The organism is Hymenobacter koreensis (assembly GCF_039541855.1).
Lineage (GTDB): Bacteria > Bacteroidota > Bacteroidia > Cytophagales > Hymenobacteraceae > Solirubrum > Solirubrum koreensis.
In genome coordinates this window covers 107,512-126,774 of sequence record NZ_BAABHA010000006.1, presented here as the reverse complement: position 1 = coordinate 126,774, position 19,263 = coordinate 107,512, and the positions used below count along the sequence as shown (strand labels likewise).

At 59.3% G+C, this 19,263-nt stretch carries 15 protein-coding genes and 1 riboswitch; of the genes, 7 read left to right on the top strand and 8 right to left on the bottom strand.

The genetic code is table 11. The annotated features are described in order from the left end of the window. Positions 1–168: 168 nt before the first annotated feature. On the bottom strand, positions 169–2,115 hold the full coding sequence (gene dxs, locus ABD903_RS11545) for a 1-deoxy-D-xylulose-5-phosphate synthase (RefSeq protein WP_345224346.1): 1,947 nt from the start codon (positions 2,113–2,115) through the stop codon (positions 169–171). 307 nt (positions 2,116–2,422) lie between these two features. Here dxs and ABD903_RS11540 point away from each other — a divergent pair, with 307 nt between their 5' ends. Further along, positions 2,423–3,496, top strand: a complete 1,074-nt coding sequence (locus ABD903_RS11540) for a lysylphosphatidylglycerol synthase transmembrane domain-containing protein (RefSeq protein ID WP_345224344.1) — start codon at positions 2,423–2,425, stop codon at positions 3,494–3,496. An 81-nt stretch (positions 3,497–3,577) separates the two neighbouring features. Here ABD903_RS11540 and ABD903_RS11535 read toward each other — a convergent pair whose 3' ends face one another. Further along, positions 3,578–3,991 (bottom strand): lipocalin family protein, encoded by a 414-nt coding sequence (locus tag ABD903_RS11535; RefSeq protein ID WP_345224343.1) that lies wholly within the window; start codon positions 3,989–3,991, stop codon positions 3,578–3,580. A 227-nt stretch (positions 3,992–4,218) separates the two neighbouring features. Here ABD903_RS11535 and ABD903_RS11530 point away from each other — a divergent pair, with 227 nt between their 5' ends. From ABD903_RS11530 to ABD903_RS11515, 4 genes are all read left to right on the top strand, one after another. Beyond that, the gene (locus tag ABD903_RS11530) at positions 4,219–4,509 is read left to right on the top strand and encodes a LysM peptidoglycan-binding domain-containing protein (protein WP_345224342.1); all 291 of its coding nucleotides are present in this window, start codon (positions 4,219–4,221) and stop codon (positions 4,507–4,509) included. A 243-nt stretch (positions 4,510–4,752) separates the two neighbouring features. After that, positions 4,753–4,873: riboswitch (SAM riboswitch) on the top strand. A 397-nt stretch (positions 4,874–5,270) separates the two neighbouring features. Next, the gene (locus tag ABD903_RS11525) at positions 5,271–6,659 is read left to right on the top strand and encodes an O-acetylhomoserine aminocarboxypropyltransferase/cysteine synthase family protein (protein ID WP_345224341.1); all 1,389 of its coding nucleotides are present in this window, start codon (positions 5,271–5,273) and stop codon (positions 6,657–6,659) included. Positions 6,660–6,878: 219 nt separating this feature from the next. Beyond that, complete coding sequence (metX, locus tag ABD903_RS11520; protein WP_345224339.1) at positions 6,879–7,913, top strand: homoserine O-acetyltransferase MetX; 1,035 nt, start codon at positions 6,879–6,881, stop codon at positions 7,911–7,913. Further along, positions 7,891–9,162: a homoserine dehydrogenase gene (locus ABD903_RS11515; protein ID WP_345224337.1), complete on the top strand. Its 1,272-nt coding sequence runs from the start codon at positions 7,891–7,893 to the stop codon at positions 9,160–9,162. The genes metX and ABD903_RS11515 overlap by 23 nt, the downstream gene beginning before the upstream one ends. A 107-nt stretch (positions 9,163–9,269) precedes the next feature. Here the strand turns inward: ABD903_RS11515 and ABD903_RS11510 are convergent, their stop codons facing one another. Next, the gene (locus ABD903_RS11510; protein WP_345224335.1) at positions 9,270–10,490 is read right to left on the bottom strand and encodes an alpha/beta hydrolase fold domain-containing protein; all 1,221 of its coding nucleotides are present in this window, start codon (positions 10,488–10,490) and stop codon (positions 9,270–9,272) included. A gap of 114 nt (positions 10,491–10,604) precedes the next feature. Between ABD903_RS11510 and ABD903_RS11505 the strand changes: the two genes are divergently transcribed. Next, positions 10,605–11,528, top strand: a complete 924-nt coding sequence (locus ABD903_RS11505) for a S66 peptidase family protein (protein WP_345224333.1) — start codon at positions 10,605–10,607, stop codon at positions 11,526–11,528. A 42-nt stretch (positions 11,529–11,570) separates the two neighbouring features. Here the strand turns inward: ABD903_RS11505 and ABD903_RS11500 are convergent, their stop codons facing one another. Further along, positions 11,571–13,226 (bottom strand): T9SS type A sorting domain-containing protein, encoded by a 1,656-nt coding sequence (locus ABD903_RS11500; protein WP_345224331.1) that lies wholly within the window; start codon positions 13,224–13,226, stop codon positions 11,571–11,573. Positions 13,227–13,291: 65 nt separating this feature from the next. Beyond that, a complete protein-coding gene (locus ABD903_RS11495; RefSeq protein ID WP_345224330.1) occupies positions 13,292–14,800 on the bottom strand; it encodes a carboxylesterase family protein in 1,509 nt (502 codons plus the stop codon). Between the two features lie 184 nt (positions 14,801–14,984). Between ABD903_RS11495 and ABD903_RS11490 the strand changes: the two genes are divergently transcribed. Then, positions 14,985–15,509 carry a GNAT family N-acetyltransferase gene (locus ABD903_RS11490; protein ID WP_345224328.1) on the top strand — a complete coding sequence of 175 codons (525 nt, stop codon included), beginning with the start codon at positions 14,985–14,987 and terminating at the stop codon, positions 15,507–15,509. 114 nt (positions 15,510–15,623) lie between these two features. Here ABD903_RS11490 and ABD903_RS11485 read toward each other — a convergent pair whose 3' ends face one another. The 3 genes from ABD903_RS11485 to ABD903_RS11475 form a co-directional block, all read right to left on the bottom strand. After that, on the bottom strand, positions 15,624–16,658 hold the full coding sequence (locus ABD903_RS11485; RefSeq protein WP_345224327.1) for a M28 family peptidase: 1,035 nt from the start codon (positions 16,656–16,658) through the stop codon (positions 15,624–15,626). A 50-nt stretch (positions 16,659–16,708) separates the two neighbouring features. Continuing rightward, a complete protein-coding gene (gene cysS, locus ABD903_RS11480) occupies positions 16,709–18,208 on the bottom strand; it encodes a cysteine--tRNA ligase (protein ID WP_345224325.1) in 1,500 nt (499 codons plus the stop codon). Between the two features lie 82 nt (positions 18,209–18,290). After that, complete coding sequence (locus tag ABD903_RS11475; RefSeq protein ID WP_345224323.1) at positions 18,291–19,214, bottom strand: endonuclease/exonuclease/phosphatase family protein; 924 nt, start codon at positions 19,212–19,214, stop codon at positions 18,291–18,293. Positions 19,215–19,263: the final 49 nt, after the last annotated feature.

Below are 19,263 nucleotides of genomic sequence, written 5' to 3'. Positions count from 1 at the left end.
AATTATCTTTTGCTCTTATTCTTACTATCATCTGATTTTCTGCGAGAACAGGGCATTGTTCTTTCTGCTAAGTCGGAGTACTTAAGAGCAACTGGCCTAGCTCCAAAAAGCCGAAAGCCCCGCCGGACTAATCCGGCGGGGCTTTCGATTTCGCTTATGCTGCGGCTACTAGCGCAACGTTAGTTTCTCAGTTTTAGCGGCGGTTACCTTGGCTGCCTGCTCACGCACAGCTTGCGCAATACCAGCGGCATCGAAACCGCACTCTTTGTATAGCTCATCCTGCGAGCCGTGCTCCACCACGCGGTCGGGAATGCCGAGGCGCTTCACGGGCAGGCTGTACCCGTGGTCGGCCATGAACTCCAGCACGGCGGCGCCGCAACCACCCTGCAGACAGCCGTCTTCCACGGTTACAAGGGCTTTGTAGCGTCGAAGCACCTGGTGCAGCAGTTCCTCGTCGAGGGGCTTGCAGAAGCGCAGGTCGTAATGGCCGGTGTCGAGACCTTCGGCTTCCAGCAGCTGGGTGGCTTTCACGGCGTAGTTGCCAATGTGGCCGATGCTGAGAATAGCTACGTCGCCGGAACCCTCACGCACGGTGCGGCCGGTGCCCACCGCAATGCGTTGCAGGGGCTTGCGCCACTCGGGCATTACGCCTTCGCCGCGCGGGTAGCGGATGCTGAACGGCCCGGCGTTTTCGGGCAGCGTGGCTGTGTACATCAGGTTGCGTAATTCCTCCTCGTTCATGGGCGCCGAAACCACCATGTTCGGAATGCTGCGCATGTAGGCCAAATCATAGGCGCCGTGGTGGGTGGGGCCGTCGGCGCCGGCAAAACCGGCGCGGTCGAGGCAGAACACCACGTGCAGGTCCTGCAGGGCTACGTCGTGCACCACTTGGTCGTAGGCGCGCTGCATAAACGACGAGTAGATGTTGCAGAACGGAATCATTCCCTGCGTGGCAAGGCCGGCCGAAAAGGTTACGGCGTGCTGCTCGGCAATACCTACGTCGAAAGCGCGTTCGGGCATGGCCGCCATCATGATGTTCAGCGAGCAACCCGAAGGCATGGCCGGCGTTACGCCCATCACCTTGTCATTCTGCTCGGCCAGCTCCACCATGGTGTGGCCGAAGACGTCTTGGTACTTGGGCGGCTGGGGCTTATCGGGGACTTTTTTGTAAATCTCGCCCGTGATTTTATCGAACAAGCCCGGCGCGTGCCACAGCGTCTGGTCCTTTTCGGCCAGCGCGTAGCCTTTGCCTTTCACCGTTACGCAATGGAGCAGCTTAGGTCCGGGAATGGACTTCAAGTCGTTCAGAATACTCACGAGGTGCTGCACGTCGTGGCCGTCCACGGGGCCAAAATAGCGCAGGTTCAGGGCCTCGAACAGGTTGCTCTGCTTCATGAGCGTGGCCTTCATGGCTTGCTCCACTTTGCGGGCAATTTGCTGGGGGTTGGGCCCGAACTTCGAGAGCTTGCCGAGTACGTTCCACAGCTCGTCGCGCACGCGGTTGTAGGTGCGCGAAGTGGTAATGTCGGTGAGGTATTCCTTGAGCGCGCCCACGTTGGGGTCGATGCTCATGCAGTTATCGTTGAGGATAACGAGCAGGTTGGTGTTGGCTACGCCGGCGTGGTTTAGGGCCTCGAAAGCCATACCCGCGGTCATGGCGCCGTCGCCGATTACGGCAATGTGCTGCCGGTCGAACTCCTTTTTGTAATCGGAAGCCACGGCCATGCCTAATGCCGCGCCGATGCTGGTGGAGCTGTGACCCACCCCAAAGGCGTCGTACTCGCTTTCCTTGCGCTTCGGGAAGCCCGACATGCCGCCGTACTTGCGGTTGGTGGGAAACTGCGCGCGACGGCCGGTCAGGATTTTGTGGCCGTAGGCCTGGTGGCCTACATCCCACACCAGTTGGTCGTAGGGCGTGTTAAAAACGTAATGGAGCGCTACAGTTAGCTCTACCACGCCGAGCGAGGCGCCAAAGTGGCCGCCGTAAATCGAAACCGAATCGACAATGAATTGCCGCAGCTCTTGGCTCAGCTGGACCAGCTGGTCCTCGCGCAACTCTTTTAAATCGGCAGGCGAATCAATAGCCGCCAGCAAGGGTCCGGGTTCGACAATCATTGGGGAAACGGCAGACAAATAGAATGGTAGTGACTCAACCAGCGCACGGCCAGAATGTTGCAGCAGCGCTAAAGTAGAGCCAATGCCAGCAGGCAAAGGTACGACAAATCTAAATCGGCGGTTCGCCCAGGCACTACATCCTAACGCTATAACAGCCTGCACAAAACGCTTCGGGCTGGACTGCCGTTGTTTTGCGCAGAACGCGGTAGTAATTCCCTATCTGCGGCTATTCTCGGCCTTAATGTAGTTTTAACCGCCTCCCGTAAACCTACTGCGTATTTTTGCCGGGCATTCCCCTCTCTTTCGCATGAGTAACCTCCAGCAAGACCGTCAGCTGCTCGAAAAACTGTCGCCTTCGCGCATGTTGTTGCCGGTGGTCATTGGGTTGGGCGTAGTCGGCTTTATGTTCTGGCGCAGCTACAAGCCCGGCGACTTGGCCCCGTTGGCCGATGCTCGCCCGTGGTGGCTGCTGGTTACGCTGCTCGTGCTGCTGGTGCGCGACCTGGGCTACGTGTACCGCATCAAGCATATTTCCGAGGAAACGCTGTCGTGGAAGCAAAGCCTTGATGTAATTATGATCTGGGAGTTTGCCTCCTGTGTGCTGCCGTCGGCGGTGGGCGGTACGGCTATTGCCTCGTTTCTACTGAACAAGGAGGGCATTCCACTGGGCAAGTCGTTGGCCTACGTGATGGTTACAGCCATGCTAGACAACCTGTATTTTGTGGTGGCCGTGCCGCTGGTGATACTGCTGGCCGGCGACTACATCTACCCGCACGAAGCGTTGCAGGGCGGTTTCGTGCTTACGCTCAAAATTGCTTTTGGCCTCAGCTACGTGTTCACCCTCGCGTACTCGGGCTTAATGGCGTATGCGCTGTTCGTGAACCCGCACTCGGTAAAGCGGTTGCTGGTGCGCTTGTTTTCGCTGAAAGGCCTGCACCGCTGGCGCCGCCGGGCGTACCACCATAGCCTGGAAATGGTACACGCCTCGGCACAGTTGCGCGGTAATAGCCTTGGGTATTGGCTGCAGGCGGCTTTATCTACGGCCTTCGTCTGGACGGCGCGCTACCTCGTTATCGGTTGCCTGATTGCCGCTTTTGTGCCCATTACGGCCGGCACTTTCGGCATCATCTTCGCCCGAAACCTCATCTACAAAGTGGTGTTGCTGGTGGCCATTACCCCTGGTGGCGCCGGCTTTGCCGAAGGCGCGTTTCCCACGTTCTTCCGCAAGTTCGCCGGCTCCGATACCATGACGAACTTCATTCTGCTGCTCTACCGCATCGTTACGTATTACCTGTACTTGGTGCTGGGCACCATTTTCCTGCCGCGCTGGGTAGGCCGGGTATTCGGCAAGAAAGTAGTGAAAGAGGTTATGGCCTCGTAGTATCGGCCTGACCAATAAACGACGCACAAAAAAGCCCTTCCGCCGAAGCAGAAGGGCTTTTCAATTTGCTTGAATAGTTGCTTACTCCTTTTCCAGCTGCAGCTCGGCGCCTTCGGGGCTACGTAGCGTCAGGCGGTCGTCGGTAAGCGTAACCACGTCGAAGGTGTTGGCCGCGTTACCGTTTTCGGGCGTCATGGTAATCTTCTTGTTGGCTTGGTCGAAGGTGTACTTGCCGTTCACCGTTTGCGCCTGCGAGGTCATGTTGTACTGGCCGTTGGCGTAAAACCGAATCTGCTCGTCTTCCTGGGCGTCGGTTTGCTTAACCTTGTCGCCGGAGGCGTCTTTCTCTTTATGGGTTTTCCACACCTTGCTTTCGGTGCCGTAAAGCATGTTAACGCCTTCTACCTTGCCTTCCTTGCTGCCGCAAGCGAAGGTAAACAGGGTAACAAGCATGAAAAGGCTGGCGAGGTAATGGAGGCGGGTTACTTGTTTCATGGGTGAAGTCGGTTTAAGATGAGGGAGGATCGAATGCATTAGACCGCCGTTTAGCGGCCGAGTTTCTTACGCGCAACCGTTCAAAGGGTTAACATAGCTATGTGCAAATGCATGAGGGGCAGCGGCACCACAACCTAGTTGGCAGCTCCAGCGTAAAGCAGAGCCGACCAATTGATCATCAGACTGTTGGCCGCTTTCTTTTCTCAACCTCCAACCGACACACCACCATGGGACTGTTTGATTTCCTGAGCAATAAGGGCGAAAAAGAGCCCGTAAAACCAACCACCCAACCCGCAGCCGGCGACTCGACCGGTTTCTTTGGCAACCAGACGCAGCCCGCCGCTACCCAAGGCGACTCCTACACGGTAGTAAGCGGCGACTCACTGTCGAAAATTGCCAAAAACCACTACGGCGACGCTGCCAAGTGGCACCAGATTTACGATGCCAATAAGGCCACCATCGGCAACAACCCCGACCACATTGAAGTGGGTCAGAAGTTAACGCTGCCGAAGCTATAATCGACTACCACAAGCAAGTCTGAAGCCGTCCGGAGTTAATCCCGGATGGCTTTTTTTGTAGGCAAGAAAAAATTCATAAACAGCTTAAAGGCAGACAAATACACGCATCATATATAATAAGGCACAAAAACTGCGCGCGTCTATTTTTCCTCGCCAAAAAACTTTATCAAGCTCTTGCGCTTTTAAAATCCAGCACTACATTTGTGCCGATCGATGCTTCCGGCATCAATCTTTTTTTGACGCGTTTTATTCCGAAGAGGCGAGAGAACAGGCTCCGCGACCCTCTGGCAACCACCAGCAAATGCACCAGCTGGCAGGTGCCAATTCCTGCCCCCGACCGAAATCGGCGGGGGACAAATAAATGGCGTGCTATGGCAACTACCCCACACCCCTCCGCCCCTTTCTCGTTCCGCTCTCCGGCGGCGCCCGTTACGGCTTTGTTCGTTTCCGCCGCCGCTCAGGGCATGGTCATGCCGCAGCCGCTGCATGCCGCTGCCATGTTGGGCTGTTGTTGCTGTTGTTGGTAGTTGTGCTGCGTTCGGGTTGCTAGTTAGCCCGCCCTACCCCTTCCCATTTCTGATTTTGCCGCCGGGCTTAACTGGCGGCGCGTGGCTGTTTCACTTCCGAATCTTCGTTTCGGCGCTACAGGCTACGGTTTTGGCGCATTCCACTCGCAGTTGTACCGGGTCATTTGCCGGTCAGCGCGGGGCCGCCCTCCTGCATCGAGTCCTCATTCTCTCAACCTCTTTCTCAGCCTAATCATGTCTGCTCAAAACTTCCAGTTCGAGACCCTGCAACTCCACGCCGGCCAGCAGCCCGACCCCACCACCGGCGCCCGTGCCGTGCCGCTGTACCAAACCACTTCCTACGTGTTCAAGAACGCTGAACACGGCGCCAACCTGTTTGCCCTAAAGGAGTTCGGCAACATTTACACCCGCCTCATGAACCCCACCACCGACGTGTTCGAGCAGCGCATTGCGGCGCTTGAAGGCGGTGTGGCGGCCCTGGCTACGGCCTCGGGCCAAGCGGCGCAGTTCATTGCCTTGAACAACATTCTGCAAGCCGGCGACAATTTCGTTTCGACTTCGTTCCTGTACGGCGGCACGTACAACCAGTTTAAAGTAGCCTTCAAGCGCCTGGGTGTGGAAGTACGCTTTGCCGACGGCGACAACCCCGAGAGCTTCGAGCGGCTAATTGACGAGAATACCAAGGCCCTGTACTTGGAAACCATTGGCAACCCCGGCTTTAACATTCCGGATTTCGAGGCCATTGCCGCCATTGCTGAGAAACACGACCTCCCGCTGATTGTGGATAACACCTTTGGGGCAGGCGGCTACCTGTTTCGGCCGCTGGAGCACGGCGCGCACATTGTGGTGGCTTCAGCTACCAAGTGGATTGGCGGCCACGGCACCAGCATTGGCGGGGTGATTGTGGACGGTGGCAAATACGATTTTGGCAACGGCAAATTCCCGCAATTTACCGAGCCGAGCGAAGGCTACCACGGCCTCGTGTTCAACGACGTATTTGGCAAGGGCGGTCCGTTCGGCAACATCGCCTTCATCATTCGGGCCCGCGTGGAAGGGTTGCGCGACTTCGGTCCGTCGCAGAGCCCGTTTAACTCCTTCCTGCTGCTGCAGGGCATTGAAACCTTAAGCCTGCGCGTGGACCGCACCGTGGAAAACGCCCTCAAAATTGCCGAATGGCTGGAGCAGCACCCGCAGGTGGAAGCCGTGAACTACCCTGGTCTGAAAAGTAGCCGCTACCACCAACTGGCCACCAAATACCTGAAGCGCGGCTTTGGCGGCGTGCTCACCTTCGCCATCAAAGGCTCGAAGGACACGGCCACGCAGTTCATTGACAACCTACAACTGGTAAGCCACCTGGCCAACGTGGGCGACGCCAAAACGCTCATCATTCAGCCCTCGGCCACCACGCACCAGCAACTTTCCGACGAAGAGCAGCGCGCTGCCGGCGTAACGCCCACGCTGCTGCGCCTCTCGCTAGGCCTGGAGCACATCGACGACATCAAAGCCGACCTGCAACGCGCATTCGACGCCGTAAGCAACGCCGAAACGCGCTCATTCGACAGCGACGAAAGCGAAATCCTAACCAAGCAGGAAGCCGAGCACCCCGCTACGCTGGAAGTGTAAAGGGAGGGGAAAACCGTGGCCGCGCCTGGGTACCTGGCGCGGCCCCACCTCCAGCCAGCGGGGCCTTGTTCACCGGCCTTTTCCACCCACATTGAAAAGGAGCCTCTCGCAGGCTCTACCGCACCCTCTGCGGGAGCCGGCGAACAAGGAAATTTCAAACCGAACGCGCGTAAAACTGCGCCAAGGCATTATTTAGCAGACTTTGCGGGGCTGATTTCCATGAACGAGCCAGCTGTATTGCGCCTTACCCAACCGTTGCCGCTTGAGTGCGGCGGCGTGCTACCGGGCGTGCAAATCACCTACCATACTTATGGCACCCTAAACGCCGCCCAGGATAACGTGCTGTGGGTGTGCCATGCCCTCACGGCCAACTCCGATGTGTTGGACTGGTGGCCGGGCTTGGTGGGCGCGGGTCATTACTTCGACCCGGCCGACTGGTTTATCGTGTGCGCCAACGTGCTGGGCTCGTGCTACGGCACCACCGGCCCGGCCACACCGCTGCCGCCGCACCACCGGCCGCTATACCAGGCGTTTCCGCGCCTTACGGTGCGCGACGTGGTGGCGGCGCACGAGCAATTACGTCAGCACTTGGGCCTAGCCAAAATTCACACGGTTATCGGCGGCTCCTTAGGCGGTCAGCAGGCCGTGGAATGGGCCGTGCAACAGCCCGAGCTGTTCGAACACCTGGTGCTGCTGGCTACTAACGCCCGCCACTCGCCGTGGGGCATTGCATTTAACGAGGCGCAGCGGCTAGCCATTCAGGCCGATTGTACCTACGAAGGCGGCGGCCCCGACGGCGGTCGGGCCGGCTTGCGGGCGGCCCGGGCCGTGGCGCTGCTTAGCTACCGCAGCCACGACGCCTACGGCCGCACCCAGGCCGAAACCGACGACGATGCCCTGCCGGCGTTTTACCGCGCCAGCTCTTACCAGCAATACCAGGGCGATAAGCTAGTGGCGCGCTTCAATGCCTACAGCTACGTCACGCTCTCGCAAATCATGGACTCGCACCATGTGGGGCGCGGGCGCGGCGGCGTGGAAGCAGCCTTGGCGCGGGTGCAGGCCCGCACCTTGGTGTTGGGCATTACCTCCGATGTGCTCTTTCCCGTGAGCGAGCAGCAGGAACTTGCCCGGCTGATTCCGGGCGCTATGTACGCCGAAATGGAGTCGCCTTACGGCCACGACGGCTTCCTGATTGAAACCGCGCAAATCGCGCATTTTCTCGACCGATTTTATGTCCAAACCTTCGCCCATTAACCCCCTGCGCCTCGGTCTCATTGGCTTTGGCTGCGTGGGGCAAGGGCTCTACGATATTCTGCAGAAGCTACCCGAGCCGGGCTTTGTGGTGCAGCGCATCGCCGTAAAAAACCCCTCGAAGCTGCGCCCATTACCAGCCGAGCGGTTCGAGTTCCACGCCGACGACCTCGTGAATGACCCCGAGCTGGATTTGTTGGTGGAAGTTATCGACGACCCCAACGAGGCGTTTCGACTGGTGAGCCAGGCCCTGCAGCTGGGCCGCAAGGTAGCAACGGCCAACAAGGCCATGGTGGCCCGCCACCTACCCGAGCTGCTGGATTTACAACGCGAATTCGGCGGCGCATTGCTCTACGAAGCATCGGTGTGCGGCAGCATTCCCGTTATACGCACCCTCGACAGCTACTTCGGCCAGGAGCCGCTGCACAGCGTGAGCGGCATTTTCAACGGTTCTTCGAATTACGTACTCACGGGCATGACCACGGCCGGCGTAGATTATGCCACGGTGCTGGCCGAAGCCCAAGCCCAGGGTTTTGCCGAAACCGACCCGTCGCTGGACATGGCCGCATTCGACCCGCGCTCCAAAGCTGTGATTTTGGCGGCCCACGCGTACGGCGTGCTGCTGAACCCCGACGAGGTGCTAAACCTGGGCATCGAAAGCATCAGCTCGGCCGATATCCGTTTCGCGGCCGAGCGTGGTCAGAAGATTAAGGTAGTAGCCAGCCTGCTGCGCCTGCCCGCAGGCGGAGCCACGGTGTTTGTAACGCCGCAGTTCGTGGATGCCGATTCGCCGCTGTACCACGTGGAGCGCGAGTTTAACGGCGTGGTGGTGGACGCTGCTTTTGCCGGTCAGCATTTCTGGCGCGGACGCGGCGCGGGCGGCCACCCCACCGGCTCGGCCGTGCTATCGGACCTAGTCGCGCTGCGTAACGGCTTCCGCTACGCTTACCCTAAGCTTACAGAAACGACGGCGGCAACCAGCGTTGCGCCCGATCTGGAGCTGGAAGTGTACGTGCGGCACGCCCCCAAAGAGCTGCGGCAGGCGCTGCAGCTCACCGACATCGGCGACGCGCTAAGCGCCCCCGGTTTTAGCTACGATTATGTGGTGGGCTACACTCGCCTGAGCACATTGCTGCAGCACCGCGACGCGCTACGGGCGGCTGGGGTATTTGTGGCCCGCACCGGCAAAGTGCGTAGTGTTACCGCCGAGCCAAAGCCAGAGCTAATCACGGCAGAGCTAGTAGCCGAATAGCCCTAAGGGACTATTCCCCGGTTTTTCAGCAGTCCGCTTTCGAAATGAATCGGTATAACAAGGCCCCGCTACCAGCCGGTAGCGGGGCCTTGTTGCTTTGCTGAAATTTATTGCAGCATAAGTCGGCGGCCGGGCAGGCCGTCGCCGCTGAGGTAATACAGGCCGCTGGGCAGATTGCCACGGGGAATAGTCAGGTGGGGATGTTCCCACAGAATACGGCGTACGGTACGGCCTTTGGCATCAACCAGGGCCAGCCATACGGGTTTGAACGGGACGCCGGCGGGGGCAGTCAGGTTGATGGTTTGCTGGGCGGGCACCGGGAAAATACTGGCGGCCGATAGCGAGGTTGACTTGCTGGAGGCCAGCACCGTGCCGGGCTGGCGCAGCAGCGGCCGCAGGAAGTCGCGCACGGTTTGGAACGTAGTATCGAAGTAAGCCACGCTGGTGGCGCCGGTACCGTTGTAGGGCACGTGCGGGGCCCCACGCAGGGTACGCAAGGTATTGGGAATACCCACGGCATCGGCCCGGGGCTTGATGCTGCCGCTGCCAAAAATGCGAGGCGAAGTGGACTGGCCAAAAGCTCTTCCCACGGTGTAAGGCACCACGGCGTCGGCGGTGCCGTGCACGCTTACCAGGGGCACATTGCCGGGTTCCAGCCAGGTGGGGCTGCCTACGGCCCCAGCCATGTTAATCACCGCGGCTACCTGGCTGGAGTAGCCAGGATTGCCGCTGCTGCCTTCCAGGGTGCCCAACGTAGACAAGTTGATGTAGGCGGGCACCTCGGTGGCTTTATCGAGGTAGCCTACTTGCAAAGCCATAAAGGCGCCGGCCGACGAGCCGCCCGCGAAAATGTAGCTCGGGTGTATGCGGTACTGCTTGGCGGTGGCGGCGTCGAGGCGGAAGAAGCGAATGGCGGCGCGCATGTCCTGAGCCGCCCGAATGGCCGCCCGGCCGATGTTGGTGCTGTCGAACGGAAAGAAGCCTTTGCGGTAATCGATGCTAGCCGTAACGTAACCCAGCTCGGCCATACGGGTGCAAATGGCAGTCATAAACTGGTCGTCGCGGTTGCCGGTCAGGAATGCGCCTTCGTGGGCAAAAACGATGACCGGGCGGCGGCGCACGGTGTCGCCTTGGGGCTGGTAGAGGTCGAGGCGCAGGGTTTGGGTGGTGCCGGTTACGTCGGCCGCCGAGCCGTACACGATGCCGCGGGTAACGGTTACCTGCGAGAATAAGGGCCGACGGTAGCGGCCGCCGGTGGTGTCAATTTGAGCAACGGCCAGCTGGGATAAGCCCAGCAGTGCCAACAACGCGAGTACGAGACTTTTCATGGGCAGCAACTTACGGGTTCTTGTTTCAACGAAGCATTTACGGAAATTTGGCCAGCGGGTCCACCTGCTTGCCAACAAGCAGCGGCCCATTTCTTCTCTGCTTTTCCCTGATTCATGCCTACCTCCCCTGCCCCGCTTCGTTCCGGCGACCAAGTAGCCATTGTTTGCACCGCCCGTAAAGCGTCGGCCGAAGAGCTACGTGCTGCCGTGCAGGTGCTCGAAAGCTGGGGCTTGCGCGTGGTGCTGGGCGAATCGGTGAATGCCGAATACCACCAATTTGGCGGACCCGACGAGCTGCGCAGCCGCGACTTTCAGCAGATGCTGGACCGGCCAGATATCCGGGCAATCCTGGTAGCCCGCGGCGGTTACGGCACCCCGCGCATCATCGACCAAATCGACTTCTCACGCTTCGCCAATAACCCCAAGTGGATTGCGGGATTCTCGGATATTACCACCCTTAACTGCCACTTGCTGCGCCTCGGCCACGAAAGCATTCATGGGGTAATGCCGCTGCTGTTTCACCAGCCTGGCGGCGAAGCGGCGTTGGAAAGCCTGCGCCGGGCACTGTTCGGCGAATCGGTGGCGTACACGGTGCAGCCGCACCCGCTAAACCGCCCCGGCACGGCCGAAGGCGAACTGATGGGCGGCAACCTCAGCTTGCTGCAAACCCTTACCGGCACACCTTCCGACTGCCCCACAGCCGGGCGCATTCTATTTCTGGAAGACGTGGAGGAATACCTCTACAGCATCGACCGGATGATGGTGCACCTCGACCGCAGCGGCAAACTCCGCGACCTGGCGGGTTTGGTGGTCGGCCACTTCAGCGCCCCGCAGGACAACACGGTGCCTTTCGGCTTCACACCCGAAGAAATCATCGATACCTACGCCCGCAAATACGCGTTTCCGGTGTGCTACGGCTTCCCAATCGGTCACGAGCCCACGAACATGGCCCTGATTTGCGGCCGGCGCGCCCGGTTAACGGTGGACGAAGGCGAGGCGCGGTTGGAGTATATAATGCCAACGGCGGCCGGGCTGTAATGCTCGGCCGCCGTTGGTTCGGTTTGTCTTTCTGCAATCGGTTTACTCGATAACCAACCGGCCGGTAGCTACGGATTTAGTTGTTTGCAGGCGCAGGGTGTAAACGCCGCGCTTGAGGCTGTTGGTGGGTAGTACTGCTTCGGTACGGCCAGCCGGCATTGGCAAGGTTAGCACCTGGCGGCCGAGGGCATCGTGCACCTGCAATTCCGCAGATGCATCAGCCAAGCCCGACCAGCGCAGCTGAACGTTGGTTCCGCGGGCCGGATTGGGGTAAAGCTGCAGCGGCTCGGTAGCACGCAAGGATTTGGCCGCCGTAATGGCGCTGATCGAAGCTTTGGCCACAAACTGCTCTTCTGAAGTGCTGTTTTGGGGCAGTGCCAGCGGGCCCAGGGCAGCGTCGCCCTGTACAATGCCGGTTACATACACGTTATCGGTACGGTCGACGGCCAGTCCTAATGCGGCTTCCACGCCGGTTGCCGACCCGGTAGCAATAGCCCAGCGAGGCGCACCCTGAGCAGTAAACGACAGCAACGCCAGATCGGTATTGGCACTACCGGACGAGGCAACCGAAAGGCCTCCAATGCTCAGGCTGCCCGTTACGCCCCCCGACACATACACATTACCCGCGGCGTCGGTAGTTACCCCGAGCAGCCCGCTTTCCGAGGCTGCACCAGAAACGTAGTTCCAACTTACGCTGCCCTGCGGCATGTACTTCGTAACGAACCAATATACATCGGAGCCAGTAGCCGGCTCGGTGGAGCCTACCAAGTAGGTATTGCCGGCGGCATCGGTAGATAAGGCCCAGGCGTGCTCCCGACCTGGTGAACCCGCAATTGGCTGACGGAGGGCCCACTGCGGTATGCCGGCAGCATCGTATTTGGCCACGAATGCGTCTTCGTCGCTGGGGTTGCCCGGCAGGATAATGGGACCGAATGTGGCTGTGCCTTCAAAGTCGGCCGCTATGTAGGCATTGCCGGCGGCGTCAAGGTCTACGTGGCCTTCGTCGTTTGAGCTGCCTTCTATTTGGCGGGCCCACAAAGCGGTACCCTGCGCATCGTACTTCACCAAAAAACTGCTGCCAGTAGGGCCACTGGTGAGGGTAGTACCACCAAAAACGGCTGTTCCCTCAAAATGCCCAAAGGCTACCAGCTCGCCGGCCGAAGAACTGGCAACACCGCTGCAAATATCACCGGTCTCACGTACCCACAGCACGTTGCCCTGCGGGTCGTATTTCACCAGGAAACCACCGCCGCCCGTGAGCGTGGTAGTTCCGATGACGAGCGTACCATCGTAATAATAGCCTCCCACATAGCTGTTACCGCTAGCATCTACTTCCAGCGTGTACACCACCGTTTCCAAAGAGCTGCCATTTAAGTGGCGCACCCAGGCTACAGTGCCGGTGGGAGTATACTTGGCTACAAAGCTGTCGTAGTCGCCGGGAGATGCAAGGCTGGTGCCACCCAGTGTAACCGTGCCGTGAAATGACCCGGCGTTAAACACATTGCCGGCGCCGTCTACTTTAATAAGGCTGCCGTCGCTGTAGTCGTCGGCCGCCGACGTGCTGGTGGCTCGGTTGGCCCATTGCCAGTTGGCGGTAGCGGTTTGCGCAGCCACCCAACCGGGAGCCAGCAGCATAAAGCCCAACGCTGCTACCCGACCGATGCGAGCAAGCTGTTCAAACTTGGTAAACGTCTTCACAATAGCTAAAAGGCACAATTGAGCACCTTACGGCAAAGGTAAGTCGACGCTACGCGCCTTGGTGCTTACGGCCTGTCTTTCATCAGCTTGCTTGTCAATATCAGCCCCGCTCCCTTATAAGTAAGGGTGTAAATACCAGCGGGCAAAGCTGCCAGTTGTGGCAATGGCACGTGGGAGGCACCATTTGGCAACTGCAATTCCAGAACCTGGCGACCAAGCGCGTCGTGCACGTACACCTGGGCCGGTTCGGCCGGCAGCACACCACCAATGACTACTGTGGTTTCCTGACTGAACGGGTTGGGATACGCGGTTATGCTGGTGGCCGAAGCGCCAAAACCAACCGCACGCGGGCCGTACAGGGCATCGGTGCCATCGTTATCTACTTGCCGAAGACGGTAGTAGCGCGTGCCAGCTTTGCCGGTTTCGGAATCGAGAAACCGGTAGCGGCGCGGCGTACCTCCTCCTTCCTGACTGTTCACAAATCCCAATACCCGGTAGGTTATACCGTCGGCCGATACCTGCACTTCGAAACCCTGACTGTTGTGTTCCGAAGCAGTTTCCCAGTTCAGCAACGCGTTTTGGCCTTGCCGGGTGGCCGTAAAGCGGGTGAGGGTTACCGGCAACGGGGGCGTAACGGCTTGCCCCAGCAACGGCCGCAAAAAGTTGCGCACTACCCGAAACGTGGTATCCATGTAGGCCTGCTGGGTGACGCTGGTACCGTTATAAGGTACGTGGCCGGCTCCCCGAAACGTATACAGCGTGTTCGGCAGGTTTACTGCATCGGCGCGGGTTTTAATGGCGCCGCTGCCGTTTACCACGTCGCCGGTAAACGTGGGACCGGTACCGTAGGGCACCACCACATCGGCGGTGCCGTGCAGGCTTACCAAGGGCTCGTCGCCGGTTTGTAGCCAGCTCAGGTTCCCGATAGCGCCGCACAGGTTAATGGCCGCTCGAATGGAACTGCTGTAGCCGGGGTTGCCGCTGTTGCCTTCCAGCCCGGGGGCTACGCCGGGCGCATTTAGGCCCGCCAGTTCCGCCTCGGTATCCAGGTAGGCCACGTGTACGGCCGTAATGGCTCCGGCCGACGAACCGCCGACAAAAACGTAGCTCGGGTTAATGTTGTACTGGTTGGTAGTAGCCGCGTCCTGCCGGAAGAAGCGCACGGCCGCGCGCATGTCGTGCACGGCATTTACCACGGAGCGGGAGCCGGAAAACGTGAAGAACGACTCCAATCGGTAATCAATGGAAGCCGTAACGTAGCCCAGGCGGGCAAACCGCTGACACAACTCCGAGACGTCGTAATCGGAGCGGGAGCCGAACAGGAACGCGCCGCCGTGCGCCAAGATGATGAGAGGCCGCGGGGCCGCGGGGCCGCCCGTGGGCTGATAAACATCCAGCAGCAGGGTTTGCGGGCTGCCTTGGGAAGTAGGCGCCGCCCCAAAAGCCACGCTGCGGGTGATGGTTACGTTGGGATAGAGCGGCTGATAAAATTGCCCGCCGGTAGTATCTACCTGGCCTGAAACCGGACCGACCAGCAACCACCACAGCCCTACACAGAGAAGAAATGCTTTCATAGTTACCCCGTAGTTCTCATCAATTCTGCATGCGTACGGGCAAGCGTCCTCAGCCGTTATGCCGCTCCGTGCAGACTGGCTACGGCTCGGTTGCGCTGCAAAGTCAATGGCTTTCCACCAATATTGCCTGAAATTATTCCCCACATGGGCTTACACTCGGTTAACGCCCCATTCCGTTTGCTTCGTGACCATTAGTTCCCTTTCTGCCACCGCCGCTTTAGCCCGCATACCCGAGCTTAGCGAATTGCTTATTGACGCCATCGAAAATGGGGCGGCCGTGGGCTTTATGCCACCGCTAACGCCGGCGGCTGCCGAAGATTATTGGCAAGAAGTTATAGCAGCCGTGGAAGCCGAACAGCGCGTGTTGCTGGTAGCTGAAACCGAGGGCCGGCTGTGCGGTACCCTTCAGCTCGACCTCGTGAACAAGCCCAACGGCTTGCACCGGGCCGAGGTCATGAAGATGCTGGTACACTCCCGCCACCGCCGCCAGGGCATTGCCCGGCAATTGCTGGAAGCTTTGGAAGAGGCAGCCCAGCACCACCAGCGCACAACCTTGGTACTCGATACCCGCCGCGGCGACGTATCGGAGCTGCTTTACCAAAGCATGGGCTATGTACGAGCTGGCGAAATTCCGCAGTTTGCCCGCAGCGGCTCGGGCGAAATGCACGCCACAGTGCTTTACTATAAACTGCTCGGCGAAGTGCAGTAGCCAAATGGCAACCGACTTTTCACGCCGAATTAGATAATGCCTTATTATGAACCGAATAAAAAGAAGCCCACCCGAACGCAAGTCGGGTGGGCTTCTTTATTAATGTGGGGTAGCTTACTCTTGGTATAGAGTCTGTAACACGGTTTGGCCCACGGCTTTCAGCGTGGCTCGGTCCACCATGTTCATGTTATCCTGCGTGGTGTGGTGGTAAGCCGGGAAATAATCGTCGCCGTAGGGTACGTGGTCAATGATGTCGATGCACCGAATACCGGCTTGGTTCACGAACACGTGGTCGTCGGTGATGCTGGGAGCATCCTGGTACAGGAAGTAGTCGGAGTAGCCGAGGCGGTTGGCAGTATTCCACACCTTGGCCACTGCTTCCGGCGCAGCCTGCACCGACTGCTGCTCACGAGAGAACCGTCCGCCTTTGGCCCCCACCATGTCCAGCAGAATGCCGTAATCGGCTTTGTAATTGGCGGGCATCAGGTTTTTGGCCCAATACTGCGAGCCTAAGCACCAGCTTTCCACGCCCGAGCCGGCCAGTTTGTTCTCCAAGTTGGCCTGCGTAGAAGTGTCGTAACCGTAGTCCTCGGCGTCGAAAAGAATAAAATCGACCCCCACGTTAGGCGTGAGCGAATCGGGCTGGGTAGACAGCTGACGCGCCAGTTCCAGCAGCACGGCCACGCCGCTGGCACCGTCGATGGCGCCGTCGAACGGGGCGTTGGGCTTCTGCTTGTCTTTATCGGCGAAGGGGCGCGTATCCCAGTGCGCAAACAGGGCCACGCGGCGGGCGGCTTTCGGGGCGAAACGCGCCACCACGTTGCGGCCGCGCAGCATGTTGCCATCGAAAGCCATGGCCGTGAACGGCTGCTCCTGAACCGTGAGGCCGTATTTCTTGAACTCGCTAATCAGCCAGTCTCCGCACTGCACATGGGCCTTGGTGTTGGGCACGCGCGGCCCAAAGCTTACCTGCTTGGCCGTGTAGGCATAAGCCGAATCGGCGCTGAACACGGGGGCCTTGCGCAGCGGTTCTTCCACGGGGGCTTCCACTTCGGTGGTTTGCTTTTTGTCGGGGCAGGCCGTGAGCAGCACCGTGGCAGCCAACAACGCGGTGGGGCGCCACAGCAGGCGCAGGAAACGGTGGGTCATGAATTTATGTGTTTGTCGGCCCGAGCAAAGCCCAGAACGGCAGGAGAAAACTATTCCTCGTACGCCCAATCGACGCCGGCTTTGGTGTCTTTCACCAGAATGCCTTGTTCCTTAAGCGCCGCCCGAATCACATCGACTTTGGCGTAGTCCTTGGCCGATTTAGCTTCGGAGTAGAACTGCAAGGTTAAGCCCAACAGTTCCTCGGCGTTGGCGCGGGGTTCGTCGCGTAGGCCCAGAATATCTTCCACCAGCGTACGGTAAGCAGTAGCGGCTTCAGCTAAGGCGGCTTCGCTTACCTGCGCCAGCGTAGCAAGTTGGTTGTAGAAACCGTTGAACTTGCGCAGCAGATTAAATAGGCTGGCAATGGCACGAGCCGTGTTCAGGTCGTCGTTCAGGCCCACGTAGCAGTCGGCCACCAGCTTGCGCAGCTCGTCGTCGGCTTTCTGGGTATCAGCGGCGCGCTCGATGCCTTCGGGCAGAGCGAGGCGGGTAATCTGACGCAAACCGTTCATGAGTTTGCGGTAGCCCTTGGCGGCAGCCTGCAGGGCATCGTCGGTAATGTCGACGGTGGAGCGGTAGTGGGCTTGCAGCAGGAAGAAGCGCGCCGTCATGGGCGAATACGGCTGTGTGAGCAGCGGATGCTCGCCCGAAAACAGCTGGGATATGGTGATGAAGTTGCCGAAAGACTTGCTCATCTTCTGGCCGTTCACCGTAATCATGTTGTTGTGAAACCACACCCGTGCCTCGTCGGTGTGCGAGTGGCTGGCCTGGCTCTGGGCAATTTCGCACTCGTGGTGCGGGAACATCAAGTCCAGACCGCCGCCGTGAATGTCGTATTCGGCGCCCAGGTACTTGCGGCCCATGGCCGAGCACTCTAGGTGCCAGCCGGGAAACCCTTCGCCCCAGGGCGAAGGCCAGCGCATGAGGTGCCGCTCGTCGGCGCGCTTCCAGAGGGCAAAATCCGCCGGGGAGCGTTTTTCTTCCTGCCCGGCGAGGTTGTCGCGGGAGCCGGAAAGCAGTTCTTCCACCACGCGGCCCGAGAGCTTGCCGTAGTTGTGCTTCTCGTTATAAGTGGGCACGTCGAAGTACACCGAGCCGTTCACTTCGTAGGCAAATCCGTTGGCCAGGATTTCCTCAATTAGCTGAATCTGCTCGGTGATGTGGCCGCTGGCGCGGGGGGTAATATCAGGCGGCAAGCAGCCCAAGGCCTGCATGTGTACTTGGTAGCGGTTGGCGTACGATTCTGCTACCTGCATGGGCTCCAGCTTTTGGGCCCGGGCCATTTTGCTGATTTTGTCCTCGCCCTCGTCGGCGTCGCTTTCCAGGTGGCCTACATCGGTAATGTTGCGCACGTAGCGCACGGTGTAGCCGAGGTGGCGCAGGTAACGAGCCAGCACATCGAACACCACCGGGCCGCGGGCGTTGCCTACGTGCGCTTCGCTGTATACCGTCGGGCCACAGAGGTACATGCCCACGAAGGGCTCGTGCACGGGAACGAAGGATTCTTTACGACGCGTAAGCGTATTGTAGAGCGACAAGGGGTGTTGCATGGGGCAAAGTTAATGATTGACTGATTGGGTGGTTGAATGAATGGCTGTGCGGGAAAAACCACACACTCATCCGGTCATTCGCTCATTTAATCAGTGGTTTGAGGCGGTAAACGGCCTCTATCGGAAAGTGGTCGGAATACGGGATGTCGCGGCGCACGCGCACGTTTTCCACCTGCCAGTCGCGGCTGGCGAACTGGTTATCGATGCGCAGAAAAGGCAACTTGCCATTATACGTAGCCCCAAAACCGGTACCGGCCGTAGCCCAGGCGTTTTGCAGGCGGTCGGCGAGTTGGTCGTAACTGTAGCTGTAGGCGAAATCGTTCAGGTCGCCGCACAGCACCACGGGGTACGGACTGGCCTCAATGCGCCGCACCAGCGTATCGATTTGCGTGCTCCGGGCCACCATGCCGCGCTTAAAGCGCCGCAACAGACCGAGGCCTTTGGCTTTCAGCCCGGCTTTGCTGGAGTAGCTGTCCACAATGTCCTTCTCGTCCATGCTCATGCTCTGCAAGTGGGCGTTGAACACGCGCACGGTGTCGCGGGAAGGCAGGCACACATCGGCCCACATACCGTGGTTTTGGGTGAGTTTATTGAACACGATGGTGCCGCGCCGCGCAATGGGAAACCGGGAAAAGATGGCCATGCCGAATTCCCCGCCAATGCCGTTAGACAGCGTTTTCGACAGGAAAACCTCGCGTTTCTGCAGCTTACCAATTTGCCGCACGGCATTAAACACGGCGCCGTCGTTGGTCGGCCGAGGCTCGTTGTAAAACTCCTGCAGGCAAATAATATCCGCGGGGTGCTCGGCCACCCACTTAATCATGGCTTTCGATGATTGCAGCCCCTCGTTGCGCAGCTGCGGGTACACATTGAAAATGCGCACGTTGGCGCTGAGCACGTGCAGCGTCGGGCCTTCGCTTGTGGTCTGGTGTAGCGGGTGCAGCGCCAAGCCGCGCATCAGGTGGGGCCACGTGAGCAACGCTACTGCCAGCGGGACCAAAGCCACCGGCCAACGCCGTAACACCCAGTAAACCAACCAGAACAGATTTAGCACC